The sequence below is a fragment of the Streptomyces sp. NPDC054887 genome (genome assembly GCF_053610585.1).
In genome coordinates this window covers 1-23,849 of record NZ_JBSGYQ010000060.1, presented here as the reverse complement: position 1 = coordinate 23,849, position 23,849 = coordinate 1, and the positions used below count along the sequence as shown (strand labels likewise).

General features: G+C 73.5%; 21 protein-coding genes. 12 read left to right on the top strand and 9 right to left on the bottom strand.

Annotation, left to right across the window (positions count from 1 at the left end; translation table 11 throughout):
* Positions 1-134: 134 nt before the first annotated feature.
* The 4 genes from pelF to ACWGH0_RS27370 are packed head-to-tail and all read left to right on the top strand — an operon-like array spanning position 135 to position 4,669.
* Entirely contained in the window at positions 135-1,730 is a 1,596-nt protein-coding gene (pelF, locus tag ACWGH0_RS27385; protein WP_453406908.1) for a GT4 family glycosyltransferase PelF, read from the top strand.
* Positions 1,727-3,226, top strand: coding sequence for a hypothetical protein (locus ACWGH0_RS27380; protein ID WP_453406907.1), 1,500 nt, complete (start codon positions 1,727-1,729; stop codon positions 3,224-3,226). The genes pelF and ACWGH0_RS27380 overlap by 4 nt, the downstream gene beginning before the upstream one ends.
* Before the next feature lie 10 nt (positions 3,227-3,236).
* Positions 3,237-3,872 carry a spherulation-specific family 4 protein gene (locus ACWGH0_RS27375; RefSeq protein WP_453406906.1) on the top strand — a complete coding sequence of 212 codons (636 nt, stop codon included), beginning with the start codon at positions 3,237-3,239 and terminating at the stop codon, positions 3,870-3,872.
* Positions 3,869-4,669, top strand: a complete 801-nt coding sequence (locus tag ACWGH0_RS27370) for an endo alpha-1,4 polygalactosaminidase (RefSeq protein ID WP_453406905.1) — start codon at positions 3,869-3,871, stop codon at positions 4,667-4,669. The genes ACWGH0_RS27375 and ACWGH0_RS27370 overlap by 4 nt, the downstream gene beginning before the upstream one ends.
* A gap of 72 nt (positions 4,670-4,741) precedes the next feature.
* Here the strand turns inward: ACWGH0_RS27370 and ACWGH0_RS27365 are convergent, their stop codons facing one another.
* The gene (locus tag ACWGH0_RS27365; RefSeq protein ID WP_453406904.1) at positions 4,742-5,542 is read right to left on the bottom strand and encodes an adenosylcobinamide-GDP ribazoletransferase; all 801 of its coding nucleotides are present in this window, start codon (positions 5,540-5,542) and stop codon (positions 4,742-4,744) included.
* Positions 5,543-5,619: 77 nt separating this feature from the next.
* Here ACWGH0_RS27365 and ACWGH0_RS27360 point away from each other — a divergent pair, with 77 nt between their 5' ends.
* A complete protein-coding gene (locus ACWGH0_RS27360) occupies positions 5,620-6,429 on the top strand; it encodes a hypothetical protein (RefSeq protein WP_453406903.1) in 810 nt (269 codons plus the stop codon).
* Positions 6,430-6,438: 9 nt separating this feature from the next.
* Here ACWGH0_RS27360 and ACWGH0_RS27355 read toward each other — a convergent pair whose 3' ends face one another.
* The 3 genes from ACWGH0_RS27355 to ACWGH0_RS27345 form a co-directional block, all read right to left on the bottom strand.
* Positions 6,439-8,244, bottom strand: coding sequence for a phosphatidylglycerol lysyltransferase domain-containing protein (locus ACWGH0_RS27355; protein WP_453406902.1), 1,806 nt, complete (start codon positions 8,242-8,244; stop codon positions 6,439-6,441).
* A gap of 73 nt (positions 8,245-8,317) precedes the next feature.
* Positions 8,318-9,523, bottom strand: coding sequence for a nicotinate-nucleotide--dimethylbenzimidazole phosphoribosyltransferase (gene cobT, locus ACWGH0_RS27350; RefSeq protein WP_453406901.1), 1,206 nt, complete (start codon positions 9,521-9,523; stop codon positions 8,318-8,320).
* A 416-nt stretch (positions 9,524-9,939) separates the two neighbouring features.
* Entirely contained in the window at positions 9,940-11,139 is a 1,200-nt protein-coding gene (locus ACWGH0_RS27345; protein ID WP_453406900.1) for a bifunctional adenosylcobinamide kinase/adenosylcobinamide-phosphate guanylyltransferase, read from the bottom strand.
* Positions 11,140-11,238: 99 nt separating this feature from the next.
* On the opposite strand from ACWGH0_RS27345, the gene ACWGH0_RS27340 reads away from it, so the two are divergent.
* Complete coding sequence (locus tag ACWGH0_RS27340; protein ID WP_214977534.1) at positions 11,239-11,448, top strand: hypothetical protein; 210 nt, start codon at positions 11,239-11,241, stop codon at positions 11,446-11,448.
* A gap of 285 nt (positions 11,449-11,733) precedes the next feature.
* On the opposite strand, the gene ACWGH0_RS27335 is transcribed toward ACWGH0_RS27340, so the two are convergent.
* The 3 genes from ACWGH0_RS27335 to ACWGH0_RS27325 form a co-directional block, all read right to left on the bottom strand.
* Positions 11,734-12,807, bottom strand: a complete 1,074-nt coding sequence (locus ACWGH0_RS27335) for a S1C family serine protease (RefSeq protein WP_453406899.1) — start codon at positions 12,805-12,807, stop codon at positions 11,734-11,736.
* Positions 12,808-13,254: 447 nt separating this feature from the next.
* Positions 13,255-13,998, bottom strand: a complete 744-nt coding sequence (locus ACWGH0_RS27330) for a class I SAM-dependent methyltransferase (protein WP_453406925.1) — start codon at positions 13,996-13,998, stop codon at positions 13,255-13,257.
* 71 nt (positions 13,999-14,069) lie between these two features.
* The gene (locus tag ACWGH0_RS27325) at positions 14,070-14,669 is read right to left on the bottom strand and encodes a DUF3043 domain-containing protein (protein ID WP_453406898.1); all 600 of its coding nucleotides are present in this window, start codon (positions 14,667-14,669) and stop codon (positions 14,070-14,072) included.
* 251 nt (positions 14,670-14,920) lie between these two features.
* Here ACWGH0_RS27325 and ACWGH0_RS27320 point away from each other — a divergent pair, with 251 nt between their 5' ends.
* The 5 genes from ACWGH0_RS27320 (at position 14,921) to ACWGH0_RS27300 (ending at position 21,439) form a co-directional block, all read left to right on the top strand.
* Positions 14,921-15,700: a PspA/IM30 family protein gene (locus ACWGH0_RS27320; RefSeq protein ID WP_453406897.1), complete on the top strand. Its 780-nt coding sequence runs from the start codon at positions 14,921-14,923 to the stop codon at positions 15,698-15,700.
* A 69-nt stretch (positions 15,701-15,769) separates the two neighbouring features.
* Positions 15,770-16,054 (top strand): PspA-associated protein PspAA, encoded by a 285-nt coding sequence (pspAA, locus tag ACWGH0_RS27315; RefSeq protein ID WP_453406896.1) that lies wholly within the window; start codon positions 15,770-15,772, stop codon positions 16,052-16,054.
* Positions 16,055-16,166: 112 nt separating this feature from the next.
* Positions 16,167-17,441 (top strand): sensor histidine kinase, encoded by a 1,275-nt coding sequence (locus tag ACWGH0_RS27310; protein WP_453406895.1) that lies wholly within the window; start codon positions 16,167-16,169, stop codon positions 17,439-17,441.
* On the top strand, positions 17,438-18,139 hold the full coding sequence (locus tag ACWGH0_RS27305) for a response regulator (RefSeq protein WP_453406894.1): 702 nt from the start codon (positions 17,438-17,440) through the stop codon (positions 18,137-18,139). The genes ACWGH0_RS27310 and ACWGH0_RS27305 overlap by 4 nt, the downstream gene beginning before the upstream one ends.
* Positions 18,140-18,286: 147 nt before the next feature.
* On the top strand, positions 18,287-21,439 hold the full coding sequence (locus ACWGH0_RS27300; protein ID WP_453406893.1) for an efflux RND transporter permease subunit: 3,153 nt from the start codon (positions 18,287-18,289) through the stop codon (positions 21,437-21,439).
* Between the two features lie 65 nt (positions 21,440-21,504).
* On the opposite strand, the gene ACWGH0_RS27295 is transcribed toward ACWGH0_RS27300, so the two are convergent.
* Entirely contained in the window at positions 21,505-21,897 is a 393-nt protein-coding gene (locus ACWGH0_RS27295) for a YciI family protein (protein ID WP_453406892.1), read from the bottom strand.
* A gap of 119 nt (positions 21,898-22,016) precedes the next feature.
* Positions 22,017-23,204 carry a quinolinate synthase NadA gene (nadA, locus tag ACWGH0_RS27290; protein ID WP_453406891.1) on the bottom strand — a complete coding sequence of 396 codons (1,188 nt, stop codon included), beginning with the start codon at positions 23,202-23,204 and terminating at the stop codon, positions 22,017-22,019.
* Between the two features lie 243 nt (positions 23,205-23,447).
* On the opposite strand from nadA, the gene ACWGH0_RS27285 reads away from it, so the two are divergent.
* The gene (locus ACWGH0_RS27285; protein ID WP_028811387.1) at positions 23,448-23,804 is read left to right on the top strand and encodes an iron-sulfur cluster assembly accessory protein; all 357 of its coding nucleotides are present in this window, start codon (positions 23,448-23,450) and stop codon (positions 23,802-23,804) included.
* The last annotated feature ends 45 nt before the right edge of the window (positions 23,805-23,849 follow it).

The window sequence follows — 23,849 nt, the reverse complement described above, 5'->3', positions numbered from 1 at the left end:
CCGGCCGCCCGGCCGACCACCGGGCGGCCCGTCCGCCTGCCCGCCACCCGGGCGGCCCCGTCCGCCTGCCCGGCCCGCCGAGCTGACCGACCACCAGCACCCGGCCCCGCACACCGTCCTGGGGGGACACGAACATGAGCCGCGGGCTCCACGTCAGCATGCTCACCGAAGGCACCTACCCGCACGTCCAGGGCGGCGTCAGCACCTGGTGCGACCAGCTCGTACGGGGGATGCCCGACGTGGATTTCCACCTCGTCTCGCTCACCGGCAGCGGGCGCGAACCCGTCACCTGGGAGCTGCCGCCCAACGTCCGGCGGCACACGGCCGTTCCGCTCTGGGGAGCCGAGACGCGGGCCGGGGGACGCACCCCGCGACCCCTCATCGGCCGCGAACGCCACCGCTTCCTCGGCGCGTACGAACGCTTCCTGCTCGCCGTGCTCGACCCGGAGGCCGGCTGCGACTTCGGCCACGAGCTGTACGTGCTCGCCGCACTCGCCCGCCACGGCCGGCTGACCCGCGCCCTGCGCTCGGAGGCGGCCCTGCGGACCCTCACCAGGGTCTGGACCATGCGGCACCTGGCGACGGCCCGCGCCGGACCGACGCTGCACGACGCGCTCACCGCGAGCGACCTGCTGGAGCACCTGCTGCGCCCGCTGGCCACCCGCATCCCCGCGGGCAGCGTCGCGCACGCCGTCAGCAGCGGCCTCGCCACCCTCCCCGCGCTCACCGCCAAGCACTTCGACGGCGCGCCGTTCCTCCTCACCGAACACGGCATCTACCTGCGCGAGCGCTACCTCGGGCAGCGCACGGCCGGCGAGCGCTGGCCGGTCAAGGCGCTGCTCCTCGGCTTCTACCGCGAGCTGAACTCGCTCGGCTACCGGGAGGCCGACCTGATCACGCCCTGCAACCAGTACAACCGCCGGTGGGAGGAGCGCGGCGGCGCGCCCGCCGACCGCATCCGCACCGTCTACAACGGCGTCGACCCGCACCTCTTCCCGTACGCCGGGCCCGAGCCGGACGTACCCACCCTCACCTGGGCCGGCCGCGTCGACCCCATCAAGGACCTGGAGACGCTCGTACGGGCCTACGCGCTCGCCCGCGCCCGGCTCCCGAGGCTGCGGCTGCGGCTGTTCGGCGGGGTGCCGGAGGGCGGGGAGGCGTACCGCGCCCGGCTGGACGAGCTGGCGGCGGAGCTCGGGGTCACCGACGGCATCACCTTCGAGGGCCGCGTGTCCGACGTGGCCCGCGCCTACGGGGCCGGGCACATCGTGATGCTTTCCAGCATCAGCGAGGGCTTCCCCTTCAGCATCCTCGAAGCGATGTCGTGCGGCCGGACGACGGTGTCGACGGACGTCGGCGGCGTACGGGAGGCCGTGGGCGACACCGGGATCGTGGTGCCGCCGCGCGAACCCGCGGCTATGGCGCGGGCGGTGCTCGACCTGATGGCCGACGACGCCCGGCGGACCGGACTCGGGCGGCTCGCGCGGCAGCGCGTGGTCGACCTGTTCACCCTGCGCCGGTCGGTGGAGGGCTTCCGCCGGATCTACCACGAACTGGACGGCCTGCCCGACGCGTCGGGCCTGCTCGCCGTAGCTCCCGCCGCGGCCGTCGCCCCCGCCGAACCCCCGCTCGCACCTGCCGCCGCCTCTGCCGCCGTCTCGCACGCCGACTGGGCGGCCGCACTCGGCAACGCCTGGAGGACCGACCTCACGAAGAACGGGGCGGCGTGACGGGCGGCCCCGCCGGACCGGAGGCGGGCGGCGTCGGCACCCGCCCCGAGGCGCCGCCGCACGTGCCGGGACAGCGGCCGAGGTGGGCGGCCGACCCCCTGGACGAACTGGCCGACCGCCTGGGGGAGTCGGCGGCGGCCGCCGTCCACCCCGACGAGATCGCGGCGGTCCTGGAGGCCGACGGGATGACGGACGACCACATCCGCCGCACCTACGGCCGCGACAGCTCCTTCGCGCTGGCCGAGGCCCTGTTCGCCCGGGTGCCCCGCGCCTACCCCGAGCCGGCGGCGGCGCCGGCCGCGGCGGGGCCCTGGGACATGGGCCTCGCCGGATGCCTGCTGCGCGGGCTGGTGTTCGCGCTGCCGGGGCTCGCGTACGTGCTGGGGGCGCCCTTCCTGGCGGCCCCGCCGGGCGCCGGGGGCGGCCTGCCCGCCGGGACGGGCGTGCTGCTGGTGGGAACGCTCGCCGGCTGGGCGTGGAACCAGGCGCTGGCCCACCGCGCGTACACCCGGCTCGGCACCGGCGGGCGCCGGCCGGCGGCCCGCACCCTGGCGGCCGGCGCCCCGGCGGGCGCCCTGCTGGGGACGGTGGCCGCGCTCGCCGTCGCGGGGCCGGGGGACGGCGGGGCGGCGGCGTTCGCCACCGCCCAGGCGCTGTACCAGGGCGCGGCGACGGCGCTGCTCGTGCTGGGCCGCGAGCGCCTGCTGCTGTACGCGCTGGCCCCGATGACGGCGGGCGCCGCACTGACGCCGGTGCTGGACGTCCCGGGCGCGGCCAGGGCGGCGCTGCTGGCGGTCTCGGGGGCGGCGGTGCTGACGGCCGCGTTCCGGGAGGTGCGGCGCGCCGGGTCCCCGTCCCCGGTGTCCGGGGGCCCGGCCGCCGCCGCGCCCGACCGCGTGCCGGGGCCGTCGCTGCTCCGCTCCGTGCCGTACGCCGTCTTCGGCCTCGCCACCGGAACGCTCGTCCTGCACGCGGTGCTCCGCAACACGCTCGCCGGGGACGCCGGCACCGGTGTCGTCGCCGCCCCCGGAGCCGTCGCGCTCACGCTCAGCATGGGGCCGGCCGAGTGGCTCCTGTACCGGTTCCGGCGCGGGTGCGACGCGGCGCTGCGGGGGAGCGCCACCGCGCGGTCCTTCCGGCGCGCCGCCACCCTGGTCCTCGGCCGGTGCCTGGGGACCTACCTCGCCGTCCTGTTCGCCCTGCTCGCCGCGACGACCCTGGTGTGGATCGGCGCGCCGGTGCCGGACACGGGCCGCGCGACCGGGCTGCTGCTCACCGGCGTCACGCTGTGGACGGGCCTCCTGCTCCAGGCGTTCGGGGCGGTGAGCGCCGCGGCGACCGTCTGCGGCGCGGCCGCGCTCCTCCAGACGGCCGCGGTCTTCGCGGACCCGCCCGTGCCCGCGATCGCCGCGCTCGGCGTCCCCTTGGCCTCGGCGGCGCTGCTGACCGCCCTGGTCTGCGTACGCCTGGGTCGTGCCACGTCCCACCGTCCCTGAGAATGAGCGGGTGAAGAATCTGCTCGTGCCCTTCTACGAGCACCCCGCCGAACGCCCGGACGCCTGGGAGAGCCTGCTCCGCGCGGCCTCCCGCCTGTACGGCGTCGTGCTCAACCCGGCCGACGGCCCCGGCGAAGCACCCGACCCCGCGTTCGCCGCCGTGTCCGCGCGCCTGCGCGCGGCGGGCGTACGCGTCCTCGGGTACACCGACACCGACTACGCGCGCCGCCCGCACACCGCCGTCGTCCGCGACCTGCTCCGGCACCGCGACTGGTACGGCGCGGACGGCGCGTTCCTCGACCAGGCGGCCTCCGGCCCCGAGGCGCTGCCCCACTACCGCGGGCTGGCCGCCGCCGCGCGCGCGGCCGGCTCGGCCACCGTCGTCCTCAACCACGGCGTCCGCCCCGACCCCGGCTACCGCCGGCTCGCCGACCTGCTCGTGACGTTCGAGGGCACCTGGGAGACGTACCGCGAAAGCCCGGAGGCCCGCTCCCCGGCGGCTGCCCCGCGCTCCCGCGAGCGCGTGTGCCACCTCGTGTACGCCGCGCCGCCCGCCGCCGCGTTCACCGCCGCCGTCGGCTGCGTCGTACCCGGCGGGGCGCCCCACCCCTGGGGGACGTTGCCGCACGCCCTGGAGGCCCCGTGAGACCGCGCACCGCCCTGCTCCTGCTTCCGCTGCTGCTGCTCGCCGGCTGTACGGGCGGGGGCTCCCCCGCGCCCGACGACCGCGGCGCGAGGAGCGACCGGTGGCGGCCGGAGCCCGGTGTCGCCTGGCAGTGGCAGCTCAGCGGCGCGCTCGATCCCACCGTCGACGTACCGGTGTACGACATCGACGGCTTCGACCATCCCGCCTCCGCCGTCGCCGACCTGCACCGCCGCGGCCGCAAGGTCGTCTGCTACCTGTCGACCGGCGCGTGGGAGGAGTTCCGGCCGGACGCCGGCGCGTTTCCGAAGTCGGTACTGGGCCGGGGCAACGGCTGGAAGGGCGAGCGCTGGCTCGACATCCGCCGTACCGACGTCCTGGAGCCCCTGATGGCCCGCCGCATGGACATCTGCCGCGACAAGGGTTTCGACGCGGTCGAGCCCGACAACATGGACGGCTACCGCAATCGCACCGGCTTCCCCCTCACCGCCGACGACCAGCTCCGCTACAACCGCCTGATCGCCCGCCTCGCACACGACAGGGGCCTGTCCGTCGGCCTCAAGAACGACCTCGACCAGATCCCGGAGCTGGTCGACGACTTCGACTTCGCGGTCAACGAGCAGTGCGCCCAATACGACGAGTGCGGGGAGCTGACACCGTTCGTGCGGGCCGGCAAGGCGGTCTTCCACGTCGAGTACGAGCTGCCGACCAGCCGCTTCTGCCCCCGCTCGCGCGAGTTGGGGCTCAGCTCGATGCTGAAGAAGTACGACCTCGGGGTGTGGCGCGAACCCTGCGACTGAGCCGGCCCGCGCGCCTGTCCGCCCGCACGCCGCCAAGCGGCGGACGGGCCCCGCGGCGGCGGTGCCCGCCCGTCACCCCAGCACCAGGGCCACCAGTGCCGCCGTCGCCGCCGTCTCCGCCACGCCGCCGAAGACGTCGCCCGTGACCCCGCCGAACCGCCGCACGCAGTGCCGCAGCAGCAGGTGCGCCACACCGAGTGCGAGCAGCACGGCGGCGGCGTACCGCAGCCCGGCGTACGGGCCGTACGCCGCGCCCGCGCCGGCCGCGCAGCCGGCCGCCACCGTGGCCGCCAGGGCGTACGCCGCCCACGCCGGTACGGTCCCCGCGACCGCCGCGCCCAGCCCGTCGGGACGGGCCGGGGGAACCCCCGTACGGCTGGCGAGCGTCAGGGCGAGGCGGGCGGCGACGGCCGAGACGGCGGTCCCCGCCGCGCCGTGCGCCCACCCGGCGGCGTACAGCTCGTACAGCGCGGCGACCTGGGCGAGGAGCGTGAACAGCAGCGTGATGACGCCGAACGGGCCGATGTCCGACTGCTTCATGACGCGCAGCGCCTCTTCGGCCGGTCTGCCGCTGCCCAGGCCGTCGGCGGTGTCGGCGAGGCCGTCGAGGTGCAGGCCGCGGCTGAGGACGGCGGGTACGGCGGCGCTCGCCACGGCGGCGAGCAGCGGCCCCGCCCCGAGCAGCAGCAGGACGCCGCCCGCGGCCGCCGCGCCGAGGCCCACCGCGAGCCCGGCCAGCGGGGCGCACAGCATCCCGGCGCGCGCCGCCTCCCGGTCCCACCGTGTCAGGCGTACGGGGAACACGGTGAGCGTGCCGAAGGCGAAACGTATGCCGTCCCCGAGGAGGGAGGCCGCGGCGAGGAGAGAGGTCACGGCGCGCACGCTAGTCGCCCGGCGCGGCCGGTAAGTTGCGCATAACGCACAAAAGCGCCCAGAGGGAAGCGAGTGGCATGGGTCACTGGTGGTATCGCAACATCGTGGAGCCGGGGAAACTCCCCCTGCTGCTCGCCCTGTCGTCCTTCGTCCTGACGTTCCTGATCACCCGCACCATCACCCGGCTGATCCGCGCGGGCCGCGGCCCCTTCCGGAACGTCTCCCCGGGCGGCCTGCACATCCACCACGTGGTCCCCGGCGTGATCCTCATGACCGTCGGAGGCTTCGGGGCGGTGGCCACCGGCGCGCACGGCGTCAGTTCGGCGCTGTGCGCGGTGATCTTCGGGATCGGCGCCGGGCTGGTCCTCGACGAGTTCGCCCTGGTCCTGCACCTCGACGACGTCTACTGGAGCGAACAGGGCCGTCAGAGCGTCGAGGTCGTCGTGGTCACCGCCGCCCTCGTCGGCCTGGTCCTCATCGGGTCCGTGCCGTTCGGCGTCGACGAACTGACGCCCGACGAGGAGCAGGGGCGCGGCGTGCTCGTCCTCAACGTGTGCGTCAACTTCCTCCTGGCGCTCGTCGCGCTCACCAAGGGCAAGCTCTTCACCGCGCTGTTCGGCGCGGTCGTGCCCCTCGTCGCGCTGGTCGGCGCCGTCCGGCTGGCCAAGCCGGGCTCCCCCTGGGCCGCACGCGTCTACCGCCGCCGTCCGAAGGCCCGCGCCCGGGCGGCGCTGCGGCTGTGGCACCACGACCGCCGGTGGTCGGGGATCAGCCGCAGGTTCCAGGACCTGATCGGCGGGACCCCCGACCGGACGCCGTCGTCCGGCACGGGCGGCGGGACTCCGCCACCCGCGGACGGCGGGGCGCCCTCGCCCGGCCGGAAGTGACCGCGCGCGTCACCGGTGGGTCTCCAGGTGCTTGCGGTGCATCCACCCGGGCAGCCCCGGCGCCTCCAGGAACCCCTCGGCGCGGGCCGAGGCGAGGCCGATGCGCAGCAGGTCGGAACTCTTCTCGAAGAGCATGAACCGCGGCTCCCAGATCGGCCGGTACTTGGCGTTGGCGCGGTACAGCGACTCGATCTGCCACCAGCGCGAGAAGAAGCTGAGCAGGGAGCGCCACATCCGCAGCACCGGCCCCGCGCCCAGCTTCGAGCCGCGTTCGAAGACGGACCTGAACATCGCGAAGTTCAGCGAGACCTGTGTGGTGCCGATCTTCTCGGCGGACTGGAGCAGTTCGATGACCATGAACTCCATCAGGCCGTTCTCGGAGTCCCGGTCACGCCGCATCAGGTCGAGGGACAGGCCGTGCGGCCCCCACGGCACGAAGCTCAGTACAGCCCTCAGCTCTCCCTGCCCGTCGGTGCATTCGAGCATCACGCACTGCCCGTCCGCCGGATCCCCGAGCCGGCCCAGCGCCATCGAGAAGCCGCGCTCGGTCTCCCCGTCGCGCCAGTCGTCGGCCCTGCGCAGCAGCTCGGCCATCTCGGCGTCGGGGATGTCCGCGTGCCGGCGGATGCGGACCGTGTAACCGGCCCGCTTCACGCGGTTGTACGCCTGGCGCACGGTCCGCATGGCACGCCCCTCCAGAGTGAACTCGTCGATCTCGACGATCGCCTCGTCGCCCAGTTCGAGGGCGTCCAGGCCGTGCCGGGCGTAGATGATGCCGCCCTCCTCGCTCGCGCCCATCACGGCGGGGATCCAGCCGTGGGCCCGGGCCTCGGCCAGCCACGGTTCGATCGCGCCGGGCCACGCCTCCGGGTCGCCGATCGGGTCGCCCGACGCCAGCGACACACCGCCGACGACCCGGTACGTGACCGCGGCCTTGCCGGTGGGGGACCAGACGGCGCTCTTCTCGCGGCGCAGCGCGAAGTAGCCGAGCGAGTCGCGGTCGCCGAACCGGTCGAGCAGGGCGCGCAGTCGGGCCTCGTCCTCCTCGGTGAGCGGGTCTACGGTCCGGCGGGAGCGGAAGGCGGCGTACAGCACGGCGAGAAGCAGCAGCGTGCTCATGACGTTGATGGTGACGTTGACCCAGCCCGGCGTGGTGATGCCCTGGAAGCGGGCGTCGTCGGGGGCCAGCGACACCAGCCGCATCACGCCGTACCGCCAGCGGTCGGGGAACGAGGACCTGGCGTCGTCCGGTGCGGTGTTGCTGACCGTCACGAGGAACGCGGCGATCAGGGACGTGACGAGCAGCCCGCCGAGGGCGACGGCGGCGGCCAGCACGGGGTTGGAGCGGTCGCCCTTGGCGTAGAACTCGCGCCGGCCGAGCAGCAGGGCCAGCACGAAGGCGGCGGTGAGGATCAGGGAGACCCAGTTCTGCCAGTACTGCCGGACCTCGGGGAACAGCATCGCCAGGGCGAAGAGCAGCAGGAAGCTTCCGCCGAGCGCCAGGTTGAGGATCCACGCGGCACGCTTGCGGCGCCGCATGGTGATCGCCAGGAAGAGCGTGAAGACGCCGGAGGCGAAGCCCGCCGTCAGCAGGTACGGGGTGAAGTAGTCGTCGGTGTTGTGGCGCCGCAGGTCCTGGCCGAGCGAAACCCACACCCCGCTCAGGAAGTTGACGAACGTCACGACGCGCAGATACCAGACGGCGCACGCCGCGGCGCGGCGCGAGCGGGGGTGGCCGCTCTTGTCCGCCGGGTGCGGAGGGCTCGGGGGACTCGTTCGGTTCGTTCCTTCGGTGACCAAGCGGACTTCTCCCATGAAAGGCGATGATATGGGGCATTACGCCGTCGGGAGCGTGGGTGCGGCCGGTCGTCGCCGACCGCACACACGGTCAGTCCGTCGCGCTCCCGATCTCGACGGCCGCCTCGCCGGGGACGGCGTCGCCGTCGGCGGGGCGGCGCTCTTCCCCACCCGTTCCCCCGCCGGCGGTTCCGTCCCGGTCGGCCGCGTCCTCGCCGGCCCCGTCCGTCCCGTCCGTCGCCTCCGCCTCCGCCGCCCGCTCGGGCAGCTCCGCCGCGAGAGCGGCGGCAGCCTGTACGAGCGGGAGCGCGAGCAGTGCCCCGGTTCCCTCCCCCACAGTGACGCCCTGGTCGAGCAGCGGGTTGAGCGCCATCCGGTCCAGTGCCTTCGCCTGGCCCGGCTCACCGCTCACCTGACCCGCGAGCCACCAGTCGGGCGCCCGGAACGCGGCGCGCTGCGCCACCAGGGCGCAGGCGGCGGACACCACGCCGTCGAGGATCACGGGCGTACGCCGCACAGCGCACTGGAGGAGGAAGCCGGTCGCCGCGGCGATGTCGGCGCCCCCCACGGTCGCCAGCAGTTCCAGCTGGTCGCCCAGTACGGGCCGCGCCCGGCGCAGCGCGTCCCGGATGGCGGCGCACTTGCGCATCCACGCCAGGTCGTCGATGGGGATGCCGCCGCGGCCCGTGACCACGGACGCGTCGGTGCCGCACAGGGCGGCGATCAGGGTGGCGGCGGCGGTGGTGCCGCCGACGCTCAGATCACCGAGTACGACGAGGTCGGTGCCGGAGTCGGCCTCCTCGTCGGCGATCGCCATGCCGAGGCGGACGGCCTGCTCGGCCTCCTCCGCGGTGAGCGCGTCCTCGACGTCGATGCGCCCGGAGCCGCGCCGAACCCGGTGGCGCACGACGTCCTCCGGCAGCAGCTGCGGATCGCAGTCGAGCCCGGCGTCGACCACGCGCACGGTGGCGCCGGCCCGGCGGGCCAGTACGGCGACGGGACTCTCGCCGTCCAGCACGGCGCGTACGAGCCGGTGCGCGCCGCCCGCGGGCCGGCCGGAGACGCCCAGCCCCGCGACGCCGTGGTCGCCGGCGAACAGGACCACGCGGGGCCGTTCGACGGGCTTGACCCGCACGGACGCCTGCGCGGCCGACAGCCACTCACCCAGCTCGTCGAGCCGGCCGAGCGCGCCCGGCGGCACGATCAGGCGCTCGCGGCGTTCCTCGGCATCGCGCCGGACGCCGCCGTCGGGGCGTTCGATCAGGTCGGAGAAGTCGTCGAGGTTAAGCGAGCTCATTCGTCGAACAGTACCGGCACGCCCCCCGCGCGGGTCAGTGGTCACCAACGACCACTTGAGCCGCACGAGTCGCCGCCGGCCAACGCCCGCCGAAGCTCGCACGAATCGGCGGCCACGAACGCCTGGCCGCGCCCCGTACGCCTGTGCCTCGGTCAGTTGGCGGCGGGTGGCGGCCGTGGTCGTACGCCCGTGCCGACCGGTTGCCGGCGAGCACCCACATCCGGTCGGCCACGACGGCGGCTGGTCGTACGTACCGGCACATCCTGCCCGCGCCGGCGGTCGTGGTCGGTCGTCCGTGCCGGCACATCGCCCACGTCGGGGTGGTGGCCGGCCGACCGGCCACCACCGTTGCGCTTCCGCGCCCGAGGTACGGGCGGCGGCCCGGCGCCGGGGCGGGCGCGGCTTCGCCGTCCCGTTCAGCCCCGCAGCATCACCGCCTGCCCCGCCACCACGAGCAGCACCTGTTCGCACTCACCGGCGAACGCGGCGTTCAGGCGGCCCAGTTCGTCGCGGAAGCGGCGGCCGCTCGCGGTGGCCGGGACGACGCCCGAGCCGACCTCGTTGCTCACCGCCACCACGGTCCGCCGCGTGGCCCGTACCGCCTCCACCAGTTCCGTCACCCGTTCCCCCAGCGCCCGCCGGCCCTCCGCCGCCCACGTGGCGTCGTCCCACGCCCCCACCCGGTCCATCGCGTCGGTCAGCCACAGCGCCAGGCAGTCGATCAGCAGCGGCGGCCCGTCCGCCGCCAGCAGCGGAGCCAGCTCGCACGTCTCCTCGGTGCGCCACGCGCCCGGGCGCCGGTCCCGGTGCAGCCCCACGCGTTGTGCCCACTCGGCGTCGCCCTCCCGGGTCCCGCCCGTGGCGACGTACACCACTTCGGGAAACGTCTCCAGCCGCCGCTCCGCCTCCACCGACTTGCCCGACCGCGCCCCGCCCAGCACCAGCGTCCGGCGCGGTACGTCGGGCACCGCGTGGTACTCCCCGACGATCACCGTCGTCCCGTCCGGCACCACCCGCGCACCCGCCGCCGCGAGCCGCCGTTCCAGCTCCGGGCCCGGCGGCACGTCGTGGTCGAGGTGTACGGCGACGACGTCCGTGGTCGCTCCGACGGCCCCCGCCGCCCGGAGCCGCGCCAGCGCGTCCGGCCGGCCCGTGACGTCGGCGACGACCATGTCGTACGTACGGCCGTCCGTCGTCCCCCCGGCAGGCGCGCCGCCCGGCGGCAGGTAGAGCAGCAGCTCGCCGTCGGGCGAGGTCACCTCGTACCCCGTGCCGGGCGAGTCCATCGGCACCGCCCGCACCCGGTGTCCGCTGATGAGCGTCAGCTCCCGCCCGTCCGGCACCCGCCCCGCCGCGGGCAGCCCGGGCGGCAGCTCCATCGGGGGCCCGTCGTGCGGGTGCGTCAGCAGCACCTGCCGTACGCCGGACAGCGAGCGCCCGGCACGGGCGGCGGCCAGCGCGGCCCCCGGGGTCAGATCGAGCAGCAGGGCGCCGTCCACGAGCAGCGCGGTCGCCGCCCGGGCCAGTCCGCCGCGGGCGGTGGCGCACGAGGCGCAGGGACAGTCGGGGCGGGGCAGGCCGGCCGGGGCCCCCGTGCCGAGGAGAGTCAGTTCCACGAGGATGATCCTCCCGCGTCCCCGCCGGTGGTGCGCGCCCGGCTACGCTGCGGAGCAGGCTGTGCTGGACGAAGGCACGGGTGGGACCCGGGAGGCGACATGGCGTGGACGTGGCGGTTCGAGAAGGCCGACGGTACGGAGGTCCAGCCGGCGGTGGTGCCGGAGGAGTTCACGACGCAGGGCGACGCGGAGTCGTGGATCGGCGAGGTCTGGAAGGACCTGGTCGAGGGCGGCGCCGACCAGGTGGTGCTCTTCGACGACGGCACGAAGATCTACGGCCCGATGAACCTGCACGCGGAAGAGGCCTGACGTACCGGCCGCCGGCCGTCTCACCGGCCGGCGGCCGGGCGGGCACGGGCCAGGGGGCATGTCCGCCGGACAGCCCCGCGGGCCCGAACACCGACAGCCCCACCGCCGTACGGCTCGGCGGACGCTCACGCCGCAGCCCTGGCCGTCGCACGGCTTGCGAGGGAGCCGTTACGACCGTGGCCCCCGGCCGTCGCTGGGGTCGGACGGGTGCGTACAACTGTGGCCCCGGCCTTGGGCGTACCGCAGGCAGGCGGGGTCCGTACGGTGTCCGCCGAGGCAAAGTGTTCAGATCTCGCCCAGCGTCACCCGCGCCGTGCGGCGTTCTTCGCCGCGCAGGTAGTCCACCCGGACCCGGTCGCCGGGCTTGTGCGGGGCCAGGGCCTCCGCCAGTGAGGTGATCGTCGTGATCTCCTCGCCGTCGAGCGCCGTGATGACGTCCCCCGCCCGCATGCCGGCGTCCGCCGCCGCGCCGCCCCGCTCGGCCGACACGACGGCCACGCCCGCCGGGCGGAAGTCGTCGTTCAGCACCGTTCGGCCCGTGATGTCGAGCGCCGCCCGCCCCGAGTCGGTGACCCTGCCGTCCCGGACGATCTGGCCGGCGATCGTCCGCACCGTCGAGGCGGGGATCGCGAAGCCGATGCCCGGCGCCGTGCCGCCGCCCGTCTCCGGGTCGGTGGCCGCCAGCGTCGGGATGCCGACGACCTCGCTGTCGAGGTCGACCAGCGCCCCGCCGCTGTTGCCTGGGTTGATCGCCGCCGAGGTCTGGACGAGGTTGGCGAGGGTCGCGCCCGTGCCGCCGCCCGAACGCCCCTCGCTCACCGTCCTGCCGACGGCCGAGACGATGCCCTGCGTGACGCTGCTGGACAGGCCGAGCGGGCTGCCCATCGCCAGCACGATCTGCCCCGCCTCGACGCGCGAGGAGTCCGCGAACCTGGCCGGCCGCAGCCCGTCGGGGACGCTGTCCATCCTGATCACGGCGAGGTCCTGCTCCGGGTACGCGGCGACGAGCCGGGCGCCGATCGCCGCGCCGCCGGTGGCGGCCGTGACCTTGAAGTTCCGCTCGCGGCCCACCACGTGCGCGTTGGTGACGACATGGCCCCGGTCGTCGTACACGACACCGGAGCCCAGGCTCTCGGAGGCGTCGATCTGGACGACCGACGGCAGGACGTCCCTGATCACCTTCTGGTAGTCGCTCTCCAGGTCCTGCCGCGCCACCGGCGCCCCCGCCTCCGCCCGCGCGGACGCCGCCGGGGAGCCGGAACACCCGCTCAGACAGGCCAGTACGATCGCGCAGGCCGCGGCGGTCGGGAGCAGCGCGATCCGGCGGCGCGCACAGCCGGGGGTACGTGATGCGTCCATGCCTGGAGTCTCCCTTTCGGGGGAATCCGCGGCCCGCGGGAAAGGTCCATCGGAGGGGCGCCGGGGCCGGTGGGCCGCCGGACGGGCGTCGCTGGGTGGCCGGTCGACAGTGGGGGAATCCGGCCGGAGCGGCCTGGAGGCCCCACCCCGGCCCACGGACTGGTCGGAGGTCCGCCGCACGGCCGTCGCCGGCGGGTGGGCCCGCCGGACTGGCGTCGCTGGGTGGCCGGTCCGCGATGAGGCCGTCCGGCCAAGTCGGAGGTTCACCGCACGGGCGTCGCGGGCCGCCGAGCCCCACGCACCGGCGTCGCAGGGGCCGGTCCGTCCGAGGGTCTGCGCCGAGGGGCGTCCGTCGGAGGGGTCGTCCGCCGGGGGAGGGGCGGGGTCGTCGTCGAAGGGCCCCGCCGGGTCAGCGGCGCCTGGGACGGGTCCCGCCGGTCGGCCGGGTCAGCCCCGTACGCCGCACAGGTGCAGCAGCGCCGCGACCCCGCGGTACGGGTCGGTCCGCCCTGCCCGGTCCTCCAGGGCCAGAACGCGCTCGAGTTCCTCGGGCGCGAGCCGCGAGGCGTCGTTGGCGTCGCCCTCCGCGTTGTCGGTGAAGACCCGCACGCCGTACCAGGCGTGCAGCGGGGCGGCTATCCCGGCTAGCGTCGACGTCAGGGCGTCGAGGCGGTCGGCCCGCACCCGCAGGCCGAGCCGGCTGGTGTACGCGTCCGAGTCGAACGCGGCGAGCGCCCCGGACCAGTCCCCGGCCAGCCCCGGCCGCATCGCGAGGGCGTCGGCGTTCCGTACGAGCAGGGAGAGCAGCCCGCCGGGCGCCAGCATCCTGCCCAGGCCCGCCACCATGGCGTCGGGCTCCTCGACGTACATCAGCACCCCGTGGCACAGCACCACGTCGAAGCTGCCGGGCAGGAAGTGCACGCCGGTCTCCAGGCCGTCGCCCTCGACCAGGCGGACCCGCTCCCGGATGCCCTCGGGCTCGCCGGCCAGCGCCTCGCGCGCCGCGACGAGCATCTGCGGGTCGGACTCCAGACCGGTCACCTTGTGACCGGCACGGGCCAGGCGCAGGGCCTGGGTGCCCTGCCCCATGCCCACGTCGAGCACGGCGAGCCGCCGGCCCACCGGGAAGCGGGCCGATATCTGCTCGTCGAGCTGGCGCGCGACCAGTTCCTGGCGAACGGTGTCCCGCAGGGTGCCGATGCCCTTCAGCCAGTCGGCCGCCGCGCCCTCGAACCGGGAGATGCCTGTGAGATCGTCCGCGCTCAGGGCCGATCCCCGCGCTTGACCTGGGGCTTCGGCAGGCGCAGGCGGCGCATCTGGAGAGTGCGCATCAGGCCGTAGGCGACGGCGCCGCGCTTCGGCTCGTTCGGGAAGCGCTGGTTGAGCTGCTTCTTGAGCCGGACGACCAGCCCGATCGAGTCGATGACGATCATCACGATCACGCCGAGCCACAGCAGCAGCGCGATGTTCTGGATGTTGTTGACGCGGATCATGCTCAGGACGAGGATCACCACCGCGAGCGGCAGGAAGAACTCGGCCACGCAGAAGCGCGAGTCGACGAAATCGCGGACGAAACGGCGTACGGGGCCCTTGTCGCGGGCCGGCAGGTAGCGCTCGTCGCCGCTCGCCAGTGCCTCCCGCTGCCGGGCCAGGTCCGCACGGCGGGCCTCGCGCTGACGCTTCATCGCCTCCTTGCGGTTCGACGGAGCCACCGCACCGTTGCGGCGCTGCGACTGTGCGACAGCGCGCTTCGGGGTGGGGCGGCCCTTCGGGGCCTGCGGATCACGGGGCTGCTTGGAGAGGTCCACCTGCACCTTGTCGGTGGGGGCCTTCTCTTCCTTGGAGGAACGGCTACGGAACACAAAGCCCAAGGGTACGGGGTGGGGCGCATGGACCCCAGCCCGGGCGGGAACGATCCCGCAACGGTCCGTTTCCCCGACCGCCTCCTACTCCCTGAGCCGGAGCCCGGCCGACGGCAGTCGTCCTGGAGGAGGAGCACATCGGCCCGCGAACAGTGCGGTAATGGACGCAGGGCCCGTAGTGTGGGTTCAAGTGCTGGAGCTGGAGTCCGTAGTCCGTCAGAAGGGGGCGCGCGAAGCCCATGAGCGGTGTCATGAAGCGTATGGGGATGATCTTCCGCGCGAAGGCAAACAAGGCCCTTGACCGGGCCGAGGATCCGCGCGAGACCCTCGATTACTCGTACCAGAAGCAGCTGGAGCTGCTTCAGAAGGTGCGCCGCGGTGTCGCCGATGTGGCGACGTCGCGCAAGCGGCTCGAACTGCAGCTGAACCAGTTGCAGGGCCAGTCCTCCAAGCTGGAGGACCAGGGCCGCAAGGCGCTCGCGCTCGGCCGGGAGGACCTCGCCCGCGAGGCGCTGTCCCGCCGTGCCGCGCTGCAGCAGCAGGTGACCGACCTGGAGACGCAGCACCAGACGCTCCAGGGCGAGGAGGAGAAGCTGACGCTCGCCGCGCAGCGCCTCCAGGCCAAGGTCGACGCCTTCCGCACGAAGAAGGAGACCATCAAGGCCACGTACACCGCCGCACAGGCGCAGACCCGCATCGGCGAGGCGTTCTCGGGCATCTCCGAGGAGATGGGCGACGTCGGCCTGGCCATCCAGCGGGCCGAGGACAAGACCGCGCAGTTGCAGGCGCGGGCCGGCGCGATCGACGAGCTGCTGGCCTCCGGCGCCCTGGACGACCCGTCCGGGATGGCGAAGGACGACATCGCCGCCGAGCTGGACCGCATCTCCGGTGGTACGGATGTGGAGCTGGAGCTCCAGCGCATGAAGGCCGAGCTGGCGGGCGGTTCGACGGCGCAGCAGCAGGCGCTCGAAGGCGGCGCGCAGGACGGGACGCAGGCCCCGCAGGGCCAGCACCGGTTCGACAAGCAGTAGGCCGCCGCACACGCATCGTCTCCGCGTTCCCGCGTTCTTGCATTCCCGCATTCCGCGAAGGAGCACGTCGTGATCGTACGGATCATGGGGGAGGGCCAGGTCGAGGTGGCCGGCAGCCACCTCGCCGAACTCGGCACACTCGACGACGAACTGCTCGCCGAGATGGAGAGCGGGGACGAGGCCGGCTTCCGGCGCACGCTCGGCGCGCTGCTCGAGGCGGTACGCCGTCTCGGGAAGCCGCTGGCCGACGAGTCGCTGGAACCCTCCGAGCTGATCCTCCCGGCCGAGGACGCGACGCTCGAAGAGGTCCGCGAGATGCTGACCGACGACGGCCTGATCCCGGACTCGGCCTGAGCCCGGGCCCCGGCCCCTCCAGCCACGACAGACACGTGATGCCCCCGTACGCCGGCGACGCCCGGGGCACGGGGGCATCGCGCCGTCCCCGTACGCCGTACCGTTGCGTGACATGACTGCCCTCGGTACGGGACTGGTCCGCTCCCGGCGCTGGCTCCACGACCACCCCCTGGCCCTGGACGCCGCCCTGGCCTCCGCCGTGCTGGTGCTGATGGTGACGGGCTCCTTCGCCGATCCGCACGGCGGGCCGAACGGGCCGACCTTCGGCACGCGCACCCCGGGAGCGGGCAGCGTGGTCCTGATGCTGCTGGGCTCCGCCGCCCTGGTCCTGCGCCGCCGCAGGCCCCTGGCCGTACTGGCCTTCACCGGTGTGGTCACGCTCGCCGAACTCGTCGCGGGCGACCCGCCCGCCCCCGTCGCGATGAGCGCCGTCATCGCGCTCTACACGGTCGCCTCCCGCACCGACCGCCCCACCACCTGGCGCGTCGGCCTGCTGACGATGACCGGCCTGACCGCGGCGGCCATGTGCTTCGGCGACGGCCCCTGGTACTCCCAGGAGAACCTCGGCATCTTCGCCTGGACCGGCATCGGGGCGACCGCCGGGGACGCCGTGCGCAGCCGCCGCGCCTTCGTCGACGCCATCCGCGAACGCGCCGAGCGGGCGGAGCGCACCCGCGAGGAGGAGGCCCGCCGCCGCGTCGCCGAGGAGCGGCTGCGCATCGCCCGCGACCTGCACGACGTCGTCGCGCACCACATCGCGCTGGTCAACGTGCAGGCGGGCGTCGCGGCCCACGTCATGGACAAGCGCCCCGACCAGGCCAAGGAAGCCCTCGCGCACGTACGGGAGGCCAGCCGCTCGGCGCTGAACGAACTGCGGGCCACCGTCGGCCTGCTCCGCCAGTCGGGCGATCCCGAGGCCCCGACCGAGCCCGCGCCCGGCCTCGGCGTCCTCGACCAGCTCCTGGACACCTTCCGGAACGCGGGCCTGCCGGTCGAGGTGGCCAGGCCGGACAAGGCCGCGGGCGAGCCGCTGCCGGCCGCCGTCGACCTGGCGGCGTACCGGATCATCCAGGAGGCCCTGACCAACGTGCAGAAGCACGCGGGCGAGCACGCCAGGGCCGAGGTCAGCGTCGTACGGGTCGGCTCCTCCGCGGAGATCACCGTGATCGACAACGGCGGGGGCGTGCGGGCCGGGGGCGGCGAGCCCGGGCCCGTGGGCGACGACCCCGGTACCGGTGGCGGCCACGGCCTGACCGGCATGCGGGAGCGCGTCACCGCCCTCGGCGGCACCCTGACCGCCGGGCCCCGCTACGGCGGCGGATTCCGCGTCCATGCGATCCTGCCGTTCCAGGTGCGCACGGGGGAGAGGACGGTGGAGAACGCGTGACGACGGCCACGACCGGCATCCGGGTCCTCCTGGCGGACGACCAGGCCCTGCTGCGCAGCGCGTTCCGGGTCCTCGTCGACTCCGAGCCCGACATGGAGGTCGTCGGCGAGGCCGCGGACGGCGCCGAGGCCGTCGCGCTCGCCCGCTCGCTGCGCGCCGACGTCGTCCTGATGGACATCCGCATGCCCGGTACGGACGGCCTCGCCGCCACCCGGATGATCAGCGAGGACCCGGACCTGGCGGGCGTGCGCGTCGTGATGCTCACGACGTTCGAGGTGGACGAGTACGTCGTCCAGTCGCTGCGCGCCGGAGCGTCCGGCTTCCTCGGCAAGGGCGCGGAGCCGGACGAACTGCTCAACGCCATCCGCATCGCGGCGGCCGGCGAGGCGCTGCTCTCGCCCGTGGCGACCAAGGGGCTGATCGCCAAGTTCCTCGCGCAGGGGGGCACTTCGGACGACGGCGAGGCCGCGGGACCGCGCGCCGACCGGCTCTCCGCGCTGACGGTGCGCGAACGCGAGGTCCTGGTCCATGTCGCGGGCGGCAACTCCAACGACGAGATCGCCGAGCAGCTGGCCGTCAGCCCGCTCACCGTCAAGACGCACGTCAACCGGGCGATGGCGAAGCTCGGGGCCCGCGACCGCGCCCAATTGGTGGTATTCGCGTACGAGTCGGGCCTCGTCCGGCCGAGGGTGGAGTGAAGGTGTAGCGGCGCGTACTCCAGACGCGGTACGCGCCGCGTAAGGAAGGGGACCTGGGAGCGAGGGATCGCCCTCTTCGTATGGCTGATCGTATAAGCGGGCCACTGTGCCCGCCTGCCTCGAACGCCACGGAAGAGAGACTCACCCATGTCCTGGCTGTCCAGATTCAGCCTCGCTCAGCGGGCGCTGATCGGTCTGATGTCGATCATCGCGATCGTCTTCGGCGCCATCGCGATACCGCAGCTGAAGCAGCAACTGCTGCCCACCATCGAGTTCCCGATGGTGTCCGTGCTGGCGCCCTACCAGGGCGCGTCCCCCGACGTGGTCGAGAAGCAGGTCGTCGAACCGCTCGAAAGCAACCTCAAGGCAGTCGACGGCATCACCGGCGTCAACTCCACGGCGAGCGAGGGCAACGCCGTGATCATGGCCCAGTTCGACTACGGCAACGACACGAAGCAGCTCGTCGCCGACGTCCAGCAGGCCGTGAACCGCTCCCGCGCCCAGCTCCCCGAGGACGTCGACCCGCAGGTCGTGGCCGGTTCGACGGACGACATCCCGACCGTCCTGCTCGCCGCCACCTCCGGCCTCGACCAGCAGGCGCTCGCCGACCGGCTGGAGAACAGCGTCGTCCCCGTACTGGAGGACATCGACGGCGTCGGCCAGGTGACCGTCGACGGTGTGCGCGACCTCCAGGTCGCCGTCACCCCCGACGACAGGAAGCTCGCCGCGGCCGGCCTCGACGCCGCGGCCCTCGGCCAGGCCCTCCAGGCGGGCGGCGCCACCGTACCGGCCGGTTCCTTCGCCGAGGACGGCGCGAGCCGCACGGTCCAGGTCGGCGGCGGCTACACGTCCCTGAAGCAGATCGAGGACCTGCGCGTCACCGCGCCCCCCACCGGCCAGGGCAAACCCCCGAAGCCCGTACGCCTCGGCGACGTCGCCACCGTGGAGGAGCGGCCCGCCACCGCGGTCTCCATCACCCGCACCAACGGCAAACCCAGCCTGTCGCTGGCCATCACCATGGACCAGGACGGCAGCGCCGTCGCCATCTCGGACGCCGTCAAGGACAAGCTGCCCGAGCTGCGCGACAGCCTCGGCTCCGGCAGTGAGATCGCGGTCGTCTTCGACCAGGGGCCGGCTGTCTCCAAGTCCATCTCCGGCCTGACCACCGAGGGCGCCCTCGGCCTGGTCTTCGCCGTCGTCGTCATCCTGGTCTTCCTCGCGTCGCTCCGCTCGACGCTCGTCACCGCCGTCTCCATCCCGCTCTCCGTCGTGCTCGCGCTGATCGTGCTGTGGACCCGCGACCTGTCGCTCAACGTCCTCACGCTCGGCGCGCTGACCATCGCGATCGGCCGCGTCGTCGACGACTCGATCGTGGTCCTGGAGAACATCAAGCGGCACCTCGCGTACGGGGAGGAGCGGCACTCCGCCATCGTCACCGCCGTCAAGGAGGTGGCCGGCGCGGTCACCGCCTCGACGCTCACCACGGTGGCCGTCTTCCTGCCGATCGGTCTCGTCGGTGGCATGGTGGGCCAGCTGTTCGGCTCGTTCTCCCTCACCGTCACCGCGGCCCTGCTCGCCTCGCTGCTGGTGTCCCTGACGGTCGTCCCCGTCTTCTCGTACTGGTTCCTGCGCGCGCCCAAGGGTTCCGAGGGCGTCGATCCGGCGGAGCTGCGCCGCGCGGCGGAGGAGAAGGAGGCACGCAGCCCGCTCCAGCGGACGTACGTGCCGGTCCTGCGCTTCGCGACCCGGCGCCGCCTGACCAGCCTGGCCATCGCGGTCGTCGTCCTCATCGGCACGTTCGCCATGGCCCCGCTGCTGAAGACCAACTTCCTGGACGAGGGCGAGCAGGACACCCTGTCCGTCACCCAGGAGCTGAAGCCGGGCACCAGCCTCGACGCGGCGAACAAGGCGGCTCTGAAGGTCGAGAAGGCGCTCGACTCCATCGACACCATCAAGGACTACCAGGTCACGGTCGGCTCCTCCGGGTTCGCGGCCGCCTTCGGCGGCGGCACCGGCGCCAACCAGGCGACGTACCAGCTGACCCTGGACGACGCCTCCGACAGCGAGGCCACCCAGAAGCGCATCGACGAGGAGCTGGGCAAGCTCGACGGCATCGGGGACACCACGATCGGCGCGGGCGGCGGCTTCGGCAGCCAGGACCTGAGCGTCGTGGTCAAGGCCGGCGACGCCGAGGTGCTGAAGAAGGCGTCCGAGCAGGTGCGGGACGCGGTCGCCGAGCTCGACGACGTCACCGACGTCCAGAGCGACCTGGCCCAGAGCGTGCCCCGGATCTCCGTCACGGCCACCGACAGGGCGGCCGCCGCGGGCTTCGACCAGCGGACCCTCGGCGGGGCCGTCACCCAGGCGGTGCGCGGCACCACCTCGGGCAAGGCGGTCATCGGGGACACCGAGCGCGACATCGTGGTGAAGTCGGCCAGGCCCGCGACCACCATGGACGAGCTGAAGAAGCTCGACCTCGGGCGGGTGAAGCTCGGTGACATCGCCGAGGTGAAGCTGGTGGCCGGCCCGGTCTCCATGACCCGGATCGACGGCGCCCGCGCCGCGACGATCACGGCCAAGCCGACCGCCGACAACACGGGCGCGGTGACCGCCGCGCTCCAGACGGAGATCACGGAGCTGAAGAAGAAGCTCCCGGCGGGCGCGAGCGTCGAGATCGGCGGTGTCTCCGCCGACCAGAACGAGGCGTTCGCCCAGCTCGGTCTGGCCATGCTGGCGGCCATCGCGATCGTGTTCATGCTGCTCGTGGCGACGTTCCGCTCGCTCGTGCAGCCGCTGATCCTGCTGGTCTCCATCCCGTTCGCGGCGACCGGCGCGATCGGCCTGCTGGTCGTCACGGGTACGCCCATGGGTGTCCCGGCGATGATCGGCATGCTGATGCTCATCGGCATCGTGGTCACCAACGCGATCGTCCTGATCGACCTGATCAACCAGTACCGGGCCCAGGGCCTGGGCGTCGTCGAAGCGGTCCTGGAGGGCGGCCGGCACCGCCTGCGCCCGATCCTCATGACGGCACTGGCGACGATCTTCGCGCTGCTGCCCATGGCGCTCGGCATCACCGGCGAGGGCGGCTTCATCTCCAAGCCGCTGGCGATCGTGGTGATCGGCGGCCTGATCACCTCGACCCTGCTGACGCTGCTGCTGGTGCCGACGCTGTACGCGATGGTGGAGCTCCGCAAGGAGCGCCGCGCCGGGAAGAAGGCGGCCAAGCGAGCCGCCGGGTCCGGCGTCCCGCCCCAGGCGGACTCCGCATCGGACGAGCAGGCCCCGGCGAAGGTCTGACCGTACGACCGCCCGCGGTCCGCAGCGAGCCCCGGCCCCTCACCAGGGGCCGGGGCTCGCCCCGTTCACGCCTGGGGGGCCTCGGGCGGCCCCTCGGGGATCGCGTGCACCTCGACCGGATCGTTCCCCGGCCTGCCGCCGGGTCCTGGACAGGCCGAGGCCCGCGCGGCGATCTCCAGGGCCCGTTCCTCGTTCTTGACGTCGACGACCCAGTAACCGGCCAGGATCCGCCCCGGCGCGGCCGGCCCGTCGGTCACCCTCGCCCGTCCGTCGTCGGTCGCCCGTACCGTCTTGACCATGCCGGGCCCGCCGAGGCCGCGGGCCTCCACCAGCTCGCCCGCCGCGCCGATCTCCTGGTTGAGCGCGTCCATGTGCGCGAACATCGCCAGCATGTCGTCCTTGGAGAACGACGACATCAGGCCGTCCCACTCGTCGGCGGGCACGTTCATCTGGATCATGTACTCCATAGTCCTCACCCTTCCTCGTTCCACCGTCGCAGGACGGGAGTACGGCCGCACCCCCTGACGCGGCGGGGCGTCAGGGGGTGCGGCGGGGTGCGGCGGGTGCGTGCGCGCCGTTACGGCAGGGCGAGCATCCGCTCCAGCGCCAGCTTGGCGAACTGCTCGGTCTCGCGCTCTACCTCGATGCGGTTGACCAGGTTGCCCTCGGCCAGCGACTCCAGCGCCCACACCAGGTGGGGCAGGTCGATGCGGTTCATCGTCGAGCAGAAGCAGACCGTCTTGTCGAGGAAGACGACCTCCTTGTCCTGCGCCGCGAACCGGTTGGCGAGCCGCTGCACCAGGTTCAGCTCGGTGCCGATGGCCCACTTGGAGCCGGCCGGGGCCGCCTCCAGCATGTTGATGATGTACTCCGTCGAGCCGACGTAGTCCGCCGCCGCCACGACCTCGTGCTTGCACTCGGGGTGCACCAGGACGTTGACGCCCGGGATGCGCTCGCGCACGTCGTTGACGGACTCGACCGAGAAGCGCCCGTGCACCGAGCAGTGCCCGCGCCACAGGATCATCTTCGCGTTCCGCAGCTCCTCGGCGGTCAGGCCGCCGTTCGGCTTGTGCGGGTTGTAGAGGACGCAGTCGTCCAGCGACATGCCCATGTCCCGCACGGCGGTGTTGCGCCCGAGGTGCTGGTCCGGCAGGAAGAGCACCTTCTCGCCCTGCTCGAAGGCCCAGTCCAGCGCCCGCTTGGCGTTCGACGAGGTGCAGATCGTGCCGCCGTGCTTGCCGGTGAACGCCTTGATGTCGGCCGAGGAGTTCATGTACGAGACGGGCACGACCTGCTCGGCCACCCCGGCCTCGGTCAGCACGTCCCAGCACTCGGCGACCTGCTCGGCGGTGGCCATGTCGGCCATCGAGCAGCCGGCCGCCAGGTCGGGCAGGACCACCTTCTGGTCGTCGGACGTCAGGATGTCCGCGGACTCGGCCATGAAGTGGACACCGCAGAAGACGATGTACTCGGCCTCCGGGCGGGCGGCCGCGTCCTTGGCCAGCTTGAAGGAGTCCCCGGTGACGTCGGCGAACTGGATGACCTCGTCACGCTGGTAGTGGTGACCGAGGATGAAGACCTTGTCCCCGAGCTTCTCCTTGGCGGCGCGGGCGCGCTCCACCAGGTCCGGGTCGGAGGGCGAAGGCAGGTCGCCGGGGCAGTCCACACCCCGCTCGCTCTTGGCGTCGGCCTCGCGGCCGAGCAGCAGCAGAGCGAGCGGCGACGGCTGGACGTCCAGTGGCTGGGCGGTGGTCACGACACGCACCCTTTCTTGTCTGCGAACATGCTTTTCGTCGATTTGACGTTATCTATCATAACCGCTTCACGTCACTTTGACGATGCCGATGTCGTCGATGTGACGAATTGCCGCCCGCGCCCGCCCCGTGCCCCTCTCGCGCGGGGTGTGCGAGCATGAATGGGAAGACAAGCGCTCAGGCCCGGAATGAATCCGCGGCCGCGCCGGTTGCATACGTCGGCAAGCAGTCCGTACAACCCGGGAGAGATGTAGATGTCCGTTCAGGACGACAAGACCACCGTGAGCGACGGCATTCTCCTGTCCGACGCCGCCGCGGCCAAGGTCAAGGCCCTGCTCGACCAGGAAGGCCGGGAGGACCTCGCGCTGCGCGTCGCCGTCCAGCCCGGTGGCTGCTCCGGCCTGCGGTACCAGCTCTTCTTCGACGAGCGCTCGCTCGACGGCGACGTCGTGAAGGACTTCGACGGCGTCAAGGTCGTCACCGACCGCATGAGCGCCCCGTACCTGGGCGGTGCCTCCATCGACTTCGTCGACACCATCGAGAAGCAGGGCTTCACGATCGACAACCCGAACGCCACGGGCTCCTGCGCCTGCGGCGACTCGTTCAGCTAAGTCGCAGCCCGTACGCGGAAGGCGGCCGCCCCCACTGGGGGCGGC

Excerpts from the sequence above, each read along its gene's own strand:
- ACWGH0_RS27300 (WP_453406893.1), top strand. The coding sequence starts at position 18,287 with ATGTCCTGGCTGTCCAGATTCAGCCTCGCTCAGCGGGCGCTGATCGGT.
- pelF (WP_453406908.1), top strand. The coding sequence starts at position 135 with ATGAGCCGCGGGCTCCACGTCAGCATGCTCACCGAAGGCACCTACCCG.
- cobT (WP_453406901.1), bottom strand. The coding sequence starts at position 9,523 with ATGAGCTCGCTTAACCTCGACGACTTCTCCGACCTGATCGAACGCCCC.
- ACWGH0_RS27320 (WP_453406897.1), top strand. The coding sequence starts at position 14,921 with ATGAAGCGTATGGGGATGATCTTCCGCGCGAAGGCAAACAAGGCCCTT.
- ACWGH0_RS27310 (WP_453406895.1), top strand. The coding sequence starts at position 16,167 with ATGACTGCCCTCGGTACGGGACTGGTCCGCTCCCGGCGCTGGCTCCAC.
- ACWGH0_RS27285 (WP_028811387.1), top strand. The coding sequence starts at position 23,448 with ATGTCCGTTCAGGACGACAAGACCACCGTGAGCGACGGCATTCTCCTG.
- ACWGH0_RS27335 (WP_453406899.1), bottom strand. The coding sequence starts at position 12,807 with ATGGACGCATCACGTACCCCCGGCTGTGCGCGCCGCCGGATCGCGCTG.
- ACWGH0_RS27295 (WP_453406892.1), bottom strand. The coding sequence starts at position 21,897 with ATGATCCAGATGAACGTGCCCGCCGACGAGTGGGACGGCCTGATGTCG.
- ACWGH0_RS27360 (WP_453406903.1), top strand. The coding sequence starts at position 5,620 with ATGGGTCACTGGTGGTATCGCAACATCGTGGAGCCGGGGAAACTCCCC.
- ACWGH0_RS27355 (WP_453406902.1), bottom strand. The coding sequence starts at position 8,244 with ATGGGAGAAGTCCGCTTGGTCACCGAAGGAACGAACCGAACGAGTCCC.
- ACWGH0_RS27340 (WP_214977534.1), top strand. The coding sequence starts at position 11,239 with ATGGCGTGGACGTGGCGGTTCGAGAAGGCCGACGGTACGGAGGTCCAG.